This is a genomic window from Algoriphagus sp. (genome assembly GCF_024642405.1).
In the GTDB taxonomy this organism is placed as follows: domain Bacteria; phylum Bacteroidota; class Bacteroidia; order Cytophagales; family Cyclobacteriaceae; genus Algoriphagus.
Genome location: NZ_JAHEBC010000495.1, coordinates 1 through 2,224, shown reverse-complemented (window position 1 = coordinate 2,224; position 2,224 = coordinate 1). Strand labels below are relative to the sequence as shown.

At 37.2% G+C, this 2,224-nt stretch carries 2 protein-coding genes; both read left to right on the top strand.

The features are described from left to right. Positions 1 to 1,515, top strand: a 1,515-nt coding sequence (locus Q0L68_RS19770) for a phosphopantetheine-binding protein (RefSeq protein WP_296705961.1), incomplete at its 5' end; no start/stop codon positions are given. A 79-nt stretch (positions 1,516 to 1,594) separates the two neighbouring features. Then, positions 1,595 to 2,224: SLC13 family permease (locus Q0L68_RS19765; protein ID WP_296705960.1), on the top strand; the 630-nt coding region annotated here is incomplete at its 3' end.

Genomic DNA, 2,224 nt, shown 5'->3' with positions numbered 1-2,224 from the left:
ATCGAAGAAGCCCATATTGTTGTAGCTGACTCAAATGAAGATTTATTTGAAGCACCTGATTTTTACTGTAAGAACTGCGGAATTCCATCAAATTACCCGGATGCTTCCTTTAATGAAGAAGGAATCTGCAACTTGTGCGAATCTTTTGAAGAATACCAGAAGAATGTTTCCTCTTACTTTAAATCCATTGATAACCTGAAATCTGAGATTTTGGGTTTGGGTGAAAATAAAGAAAAGGAATACGATTGCCTGATGCTTTTGAGTGGTGGGAAAGACAGTAGCTATGCGCTCGCAAAGCTTGTTGAGCTAGGGCTAAACGTTCTAGCTTGGACTTTGGACAATGGGTTTATTTCCGATAATGCAAAAGAAAATATAAACAATACGGTCACAAAACTAGGCGTAGATCATATTTATGGCAGAACGGATGCAATGAATGCCATATTTAGAGATAGTTTAGAAAGGCATCAAAATGTTTGTAATGGTTGTTTTAAAACGGTTTATACACTTAGTACGAAGCTAGCTCTAGATAAAAACATCCCAGTTATTGTTACCGGATTGTCTAGAGGCCAATTTTTTGAAACTAGACTTACAGAAGAGCTTTTCCTAAAAGATCATTTTAATCCGGCAGATATAGATAATATCATTTTAGAAACTCGGAAATCCTATCACAGAAGCAAAGATGCAGTCAGTGAATATTTAGATGTCTCTATGTTTGAAACGGATGATGTTTTTAACAAAGTTTCCTTTGTTGATTTTTATCGATTCAGCGATGTGAATCTATCTGAAATGTATTCTTATCTGGAAAATAAAATTGGATGGAGAAGACCTAAGGATACTGGTCGAAGTACGAATTGTATCATTAATGATCTTGGGATTTTTGTTCACAAACGAAAAAAAGGATATCACAATTATGCATTTCCTTATAGCTGGGATGTACGGGTTGGACATAAAAAGCGGGAAGAAACCATTGATGAGCTGAATGATGAGCTAAGTACTGAGGAAATAAAAAAACTCATGCGTGAAATTGGGATGGAAGATCAGGGGATTAATTCAAAAGAAATCCGGGCTTATTTCAAAGCTTCTTCTCAAGTAGATAAAATTGAATTAGTGGAGTATTTGAGGAACTACCTTCCATCAAACATGATCCCATCTACTTATATTCAAGTTGACTCATTTCCTCTCACAACCAATGGAAAAGTTGATAAGCAGGCGCTTTTAAGAAGTCAAACCAAAAGCGCTCCCACAAAAAACAAAGCTATTGTCAAACCCAAAAATAAAATTGAAGAGCTAGTCCATAGTACCTGGTGCACTGTCCTGAAAATGGATGGTATAGATGTGACAGATTCCTTTATTCCTTTGGGTGGAAACTCCCTTTCAGCAATACGAATCGTTTCTCTATTAAGTAAAAGACTCAATCTGGAGATCAGTATTCAAGACTTTTTTGAGCAGGATACGATTCGGAAATTATCATCCTCTATTGAAACAGAAATAAAAAAGAGAATGGGTATCGCCTAAAATAAATTTTTGAGTTTTAGAGCTTCAATTTATTTCCGGTTAAAGGATATGTGTTGAAAATTTTTAGCTTTGAAGCTTCATGAAAATCAATATCAAATCACTAGGGCTGTATCTGGGGCCTATAGCCTTCGTTTTAATAAATTTTCTTGTCGTTTTTACTGACCTAAATCCATCTGCCCAATCGATGTTAGGACTCGCTGCATGGATGGCTATTTGGTGGATTTCAGAGGCATTACCCATTGCTGCTACTGCTTTTTTACCTCTTATTTTCATGCCATTGCTAGGGATACTTCCAATCTCAAAAGTTTCCGCCAACTATATGCATCCCACAGTGATGCTTTACATGGGTGGATTTCTACTTGCAACAGGAATAGAAAAATGGGGCCTGCATAGGCGAATAGCACTTAACATAATCAATTTACTTGGGACAGATCTAAGGCGGATCGTTTTAGGCTTTATTCTGGCAACGGGCATTTTATCCATGTGGATTTCTAATTCTGCCACTTCTCTGATGATGTTACCTATTGGATTAGCAGTGGTGGGTCAGTTTAAAGCTCAATTGGGAGCATCCAATACTTCAATTGCAGATAGGCTTGGGAAAAATATTATGCTAGGCATTGCCTACAGTGCATCTATTGGAGGAGTGGCTACATTAATCGGAACCCCTACGAATACGATTATGGTTGCCGTAATTCAGGATCTCTATGGC